Genomic DNA, 5,146 nt, shown 5'->3' on the forward strand with positions numbered 1-5,146 from the left:
GGAGAGTGTCCGGCTGTGCGGCCGGTGTGATCGAACGTACTGATGCCCCCTCAAGCTGTCATTTCGGGCGTATGGGGAGTACTGGCCGGAGGGGGCCGTTCGGGGTACGTCTTGGGCGTGTACGCGGCTTGCCTGCGACCTGATGAGGTATCAAAAGATCCCGCAATCTACGTGATTGACTGACTATTGGTCCGTCAAGGTGATCTTCTGACTGCGCCTCACCCTCCGGTGCTTCCGGGCGGCGGGAACTTCCGGCGCGTCGCTGCTTGACATCCGGGCCATCAAGGCCGGCGGCGCCGGCTGACGCGCCACGCGGAGGGTCGGTCGGCGCCGGTCAGGCGACTGTACGTGTGTTTCTGACCCGGGGTGGCCGCCCTGCCGTCCGGCACGGGGGATGGATGGGGCAGGAGGTGCTGGTCCATGTCCGATCGTGACGTGCTCATGCTTGTCGATGACAACGGGCACGTAGTCGAGTGGCACAAGCCGGCCGAGGAACTCTTCGGGCGGTCGCCGGAGGAGGTCCGCGGCCTGCCCGTGGCTGCCCTCCTGCGCGAGCTCGCCTCCGGCGACGACGGGCGTCACGGCCCCTCGGCGCAGTGGCCCTCTCTGCGGATCAGACCACTGCTGCGGGGCACCTCGGTGGCGTGGGAGGTGCGGACCGCCGGCGACGTCGCCACGGAAATGGACCGGGCCGTCCTGAAGGCGGCGTTCACCCAGTTCCCGGTGGGACTGCATGTCCTCGACGATCAGTTGCGCGTCGTCCGCGTGAACACAGCCACCCGCGCCATGCGGCGGGCGTCCGTCGACCGCCTGATCGGAAGACACTTCTTCGAGGTGTACGGAGTGGAAGACCCGGACGCCGAAGAGGTGATCGCACGCGAGGTCCTCGCCACCGGCGTGCCGGTGATCAACCGGCTTGTCCGCGGCAGCGTCAGGCCGGGCGCGGGGCCTCCGGGCATCTTCTCCGTCACCACCATGCGCATGCAGAACGACCGGGGGGACGTGTTGGGCTTGGTGGTGTCCGCGGTGGACGTCACCGAGCGGGAGCGGGCGCGACTGCGGCTGGACATCCTCGGCGCGGTACGTGAGCGCGTGGGACGGCGACTGGACGTCATCGACGTGTGTGAGGAGTTCGTCGACGCGGTCGTCCCCGCGTTCTCGAAGATCGCCGTGGTGGAGGTGGTCGACGAGGTGATCCGCGGAGAGAACCCGCCGCTGGCACCCGTGGACCCGGAGGTGCCGCTGCGTCGCGTCGCGTTCAGGGGCCGGATGTCGGCGCACCCCGTCGGCGACATCCGTCACCTGCCCTTCGGGACCCCCTTCACACAGGCGCTGTCCGATCTCGAGCCGCGCCTCGTACCCATCGAGGAGGACAGTGTGTGGCTCGCGGCGGACCCGGCTCGGGCCGAGGCCATTCGTGTCTCCGAGGCGCACTCGCTCCTGGTCGTTCCCCTGGCGCTGCGCGGCGAGGTGTTCGGCGTGGTCAGCTTCTACCGCCAGGAGCAGGAGGACCCGTTCGACGAGGAGGACATCGCGCTGGCACGCGACGCCTGCGCGCACACGGCACTGTGCATCGACAACGCCCGTCGCTACGCCCTCGAGCGGGCGATCGCGGCCACGGTTCAGCGACGGTCGCTGCCCCAGCAGCCCGTGGACCTGACCACGGTGGAGATCTCGCACCTCCATCTGAGCGGACCGGAAGGAGGCGGCGCCTGGTTCGACGCGATCCCCCTGTCGGGTGCGCGGACCGCGCTGGTCGTAGGCGAGGTCGCCGGGCGGGGCATGGCCGCCGCCACCGCCATGGGGCAACTGCGCACGGCCGTGTACTCGCTGGCCGCGCTGGACCTGGGGCCGGACGAACTGCTGGCCCGGCTGAGCGACACGGCCGTCCGCCTCGCTGCCGAGCGTGCGGCGCTGCCGGCCGGAGATCCCCTGCACCGCGTGCCGCTCACCGCCGGTTGCTCGATCGCCGTCTACGACCCCGTCGACCTCACCTGCACGGTTGCCCGCGCCGGGCTTCCGGAACCGGTGGTCGTCCATCCCGACGGCGCCTGCGACACCGTGTCGGTCCCCGAGGGGCCGGTTCTCGCGGGATCCGGTGATGCTCCCTTCGCCACCACCACCCTGGCACTGGCCGAGGGAAGCACCCTGGTCATGGGCACGTCCGCGTTCGCGGACGAGGCACTCGCCCCCGGCGGCCGCCTGCGTGCCCTGCTGGAGCGGGAAGCCGGGCAGAGCGTCAGGGATGTGTGCGACGCCCTGGCCTACGCACTGGGCGAGGAGGACCTGCGGGACGAGAGGCTGATGCTGCTCGCCCGGACGAGGAGGCTTCCGGCCGACCGGGTCCTCACGCGCGAGCTGCCGGATGGTCCCGAGGCCGGGCCGCTGGCTCGTGCCGCGACCCGGCGGCGGCTGGAACACTGGAGGCTGGAGGGGGACATCGCGTCCACCGCGGAGTTGGTGGTCAGCGAACTGGTGGGAAACGCGGTCCGCTACGGGACTCCGCCCCTGTCCTTGCGCCTGATCTTCGACCGCGTACTGACCTGCGAGGTCAGCGACGCGGCCACGAGCGCACCGCACGTGCGGCACGCCCGCACCGCCGATGAGACGGGGCGCGGCCTGTTCATCATCACCAGCCTCGCCCCGAACTGGGGGACCCGCTACCACGCGCAGGGCAAGACCGTGTGGGCCGAGTTGCCGGCGGAGGCGCCGTGCGAGGAGTGACACCGGCCGCCGGGCGCCTCAGACGCGGCTGCACGGCCAGCCGGCCAGGCCGCTGCCGTGGGGAGCGCGCCGGGTCGCCTCGCTGACCGAGTCGTGGAAGGCGTACACGGAGTGCAGACCGCCGGCTTTGAACACTTTGCGGACCCGGTGATCGGCGCAGGTCAGGAGCAGGGAGCCGGCGTGAGCCCTGATCCGCTTGGTGATCGCCACGATCATGCCCAGCCCCATGGAGTCCAGGAACGGCACCTGGCACAGATCCAGGACGAAGTGCCGGTGCCCCTCGTCGACGAGGCGGATGACGGCGTCGCGGATCATGGGAGAGGAGCAGAGGTCCACATCACCGGTGACACTCACGACGGTCCAGCCGTTCGTGCCGTAGTGATCGATTTCGTTGCCGTTCCCCGGGGTGAGCTCTGTGTGCACGCTCCGCCTCTCTCGCCGCCCTTAATGTCCTATTTATCTAGGAAACGGCTTCTGCGGGGTGCATCACAAGGGCATGAGTTTCAGATAGTGAGCGAGAGGCCCCTGGTCACACGGTTCGCCGCTGCGAGGAGCCGCGCGGAGGCGTCCTTGAGTGCGGACGAGCGGTCTCTGCGGAGCGAGACGCCCAGGGCGCCCAGCGTCTCGCCCCGGAACACGGGCACCGCGGCGCAGACGGTGCCCAGCGCGTACTCCTCCAGGTCGGTGACGGCCGGGGCGCCGGGGGTGGTGTCGAGCCGCCGCAGCAGCTCCGTGCGGTCGGTGATCGTTCTGGGTGTGAGGTCGGACAGGCGGTGCCGGGAGAGGTACTCCCGGCGTCCCTCGTCGTCCAGCTCGCGGAGCACGCACTTGCCCAGGGCGGTGGCGTGACCGGCGTCCTCGAAGCCGACCCACAGATCGGCGCGCGGCGCCCGGGGTGCGTCCACGATCTCCGCCACCCGGATCTCGCCGTCCTCGTAGAAGGTGAGGTAGGCGGCGGCGGACAGGTCGTCGCGCAGGGACGACAGCATGGGGCGGACCCGGCTGAGCAGGGTCTGCGTCCGGCTTGCGGTGTGCAGCGACCCGAGCATCTCGCCGAGCACGTAGGAGCCGTCCTCGAGCTTGTGCACGTATCCGTCGTGCGCCAGGGTCCGCAGTAGGTGGTAGGTGGTGGCGAGGGCCAGCCCGGTCTCCCGCGCCAGCTGTTTGGCCGGTGCGCCGCCTTCATGAGCCCCGACCGCCTCCATCAACCGGAAGGCCCGCTGCACGGAAGTGATGAGGGTGGGGGCCTCTCGCGCGCCCATACCTCCACCGTGCGCGCGGTGGCCGGTCACGGCAAGCCGCGCGGAGTGCATGCGCCTCGAACCGCCACCACGATGTCAACCAAGGTTGACATGCGGCCGTACGTCAACCTAAGTTGACAGTATGAGCGGAGCAACCGAACTCGCCGCCCGCGCGGGCGACCGCGATCCCCGGGTCGGTCTGCGGGCCGTCGCCGCGCTGCGCCGGCTCTTGGAGCAGCTGGAGTCCGTGCAGGTGCGCAACGCGCGCAACCAGGGCTGGTCGTGGCAGGAGATCGCCAACGAACTGGGTGTGAGCCGGCAGGCCGTGCACAAGAAGCATGGGAGGCATTGATGTTCGAACGGTTCACGAAGGAGGCCCGCCAGGTCGTCACGGGGGCGGTCGGGCAGGCCGAGGGGATGGGGGCGCGGCGTGTCGATCCGGAGCACCTGCTGCTCGGCCTGCTGGAGCAGGAAGGGAGCCGCGCGTCCTTCGCGCTGGCCGCTCTCGGGCTCGGCGAGCGCAAGGAGTCGGTGCGGCGCGCGGTGCGGGAAGCGCACCGGCGGGCCGGTCTGTCGCGGGCCGAGACCGATGCCCTCGCCGGACTGGGGATCGACGTGACCGACATCGTCGCCCGGGTGGAGGCGGCCCACGGGGTCGGAGCGATGGCCGCGGGCCGGGCGGGCGCGGAGCCGAAATCCGGGCACCGGCCCTTCGGCAAGGGCGCCAAGGACATCCTGGTGTGTGCCCTTCGCACCGCGGTCACCCACCGGGACCGCCGCATCGGCGACGAGCACCTCCTGCTGGCCCTGACGCTGCGCCCGGGCATTGCCGCCGAGATCCTCGCCGACCACGGCGTCACCTACGAGGCGCTCACCCGCGTGCTGTACGGGACCGGCGAGGCGGCCGCGGGCTGATGCGGGCGGAGAGGCACGGCTGACGCCGGCAGCGGGGTCTTGGCGGCGGCGACGAGACGGCGTACGACGTCGAGAATCCCGGCCCGATGGCGTCGGGCCGGGATTCTCTGTCATGCGTCGGGTCGCGGTGCCCCGGCCAGATTACGGCGGGCCGGGGTTCCGCATGGTCGGCGTGGTGCCGCCGGGTTTAGTAGTCGCCGCCGTCGTCGTCGTAGCCCTTGTCGCCGTGGTGGCGGTCGATGACGCGGAAGCTGGCCACCACTCCG

At 70.9% G+C, this 5,146-nt stretch carries 5 protein-coding genes; 3 read left to right on the plus strand and 2 right to left on the minus strand.

Annotation, left to right across the window (positions count from 1 at the left end):
* Nucleotides 1-420: 420 nt before the first annotated feature.
* On the plus strand, nucleotides 421-2,724 hold the full coding sequence (locus tag IE318_RS43955) for a SpoIIE family protein phosphatase (protein ID WP_229904212.1): 2,304 nt from the start codon (nucleotides 421-423) through the stop codon (nucleotides 2,722-2,724).
* An 18-nt stretch (nucleotides 2,725-2,742) separates the two neighbouring features.
* Here IE318_RS43955 and IE318_RS43960 read toward each other — a convergent pair whose 3' ends face one another.
* Nucleotides 2,743-3,147: an STAS domain-containing protein gene (locus IE318_RS43960; RefSeq protein WP_189908429.1), complete on the minus strand. Its 405-nt coding sequence runs from the start codon at nucleotides 3,145-3,147 to the stop codon at nucleotides 2,743-2,745.
* 80 nt (nucleotides 3,148-3,227) lie between these two features.
* Nucleotides 3,228-3,986: an IclR family transcriptional regulator gene (locus IE318_RS43965; protein ID WP_189908430.1), complete on the minus strand. Its 759-nt coding sequence runs from the start codon at nucleotides 3,984-3,986 to the stop codon at nucleotides 3,228-3,230.
* A gap of 121 nt (nucleotides 3,987-4,107) precedes the next feature.
* Here IE318_RS43965 and IE318_RS43970 point away from each other — a divergent pair, with 121 nt between their 5' ends.
* Both IE318_RS43970 and IE318_RS43975 read left to right on the plus strand, forming a co-directional pair.
* The gene (locus tag IE318_RS43970; RefSeq protein WP_030186837.1) at nucleotides 4,108-4,317 is read left to right on the plus strand and encodes an HTH domain-containing protein; all 210 of its coding nucleotides are present in this window, start codon (nucleotides 4,108-4,110) and stop codon (nucleotides 4,315-4,317) included.
* A complete protein-coding gene (locus IE318_RS43975; protein WP_189908431.1) occupies nucleotides 4,317-4,880 on the plus strand; it encodes a Clp protease N-terminal domain-containing protein in 564 nt (187 codons plus the stop codon). Before IE318_RS43970 ends, IE318_RS43975 begins: the two co-directional genes overlap by 1 nt.
* Nucleotides 4,881-5,146 lie beyond the last annotated feature (266 nt).

The organism is Streptomyces spiralis (assembly GCF_014654675.1).
Taxonomy (GTDB): domain Bacteria; phylum Actinomycetota; class Actinomycetes; order Streptomycetales; family Streptomycetaceae; genus Streptomyces; species Streptomyces spiralis.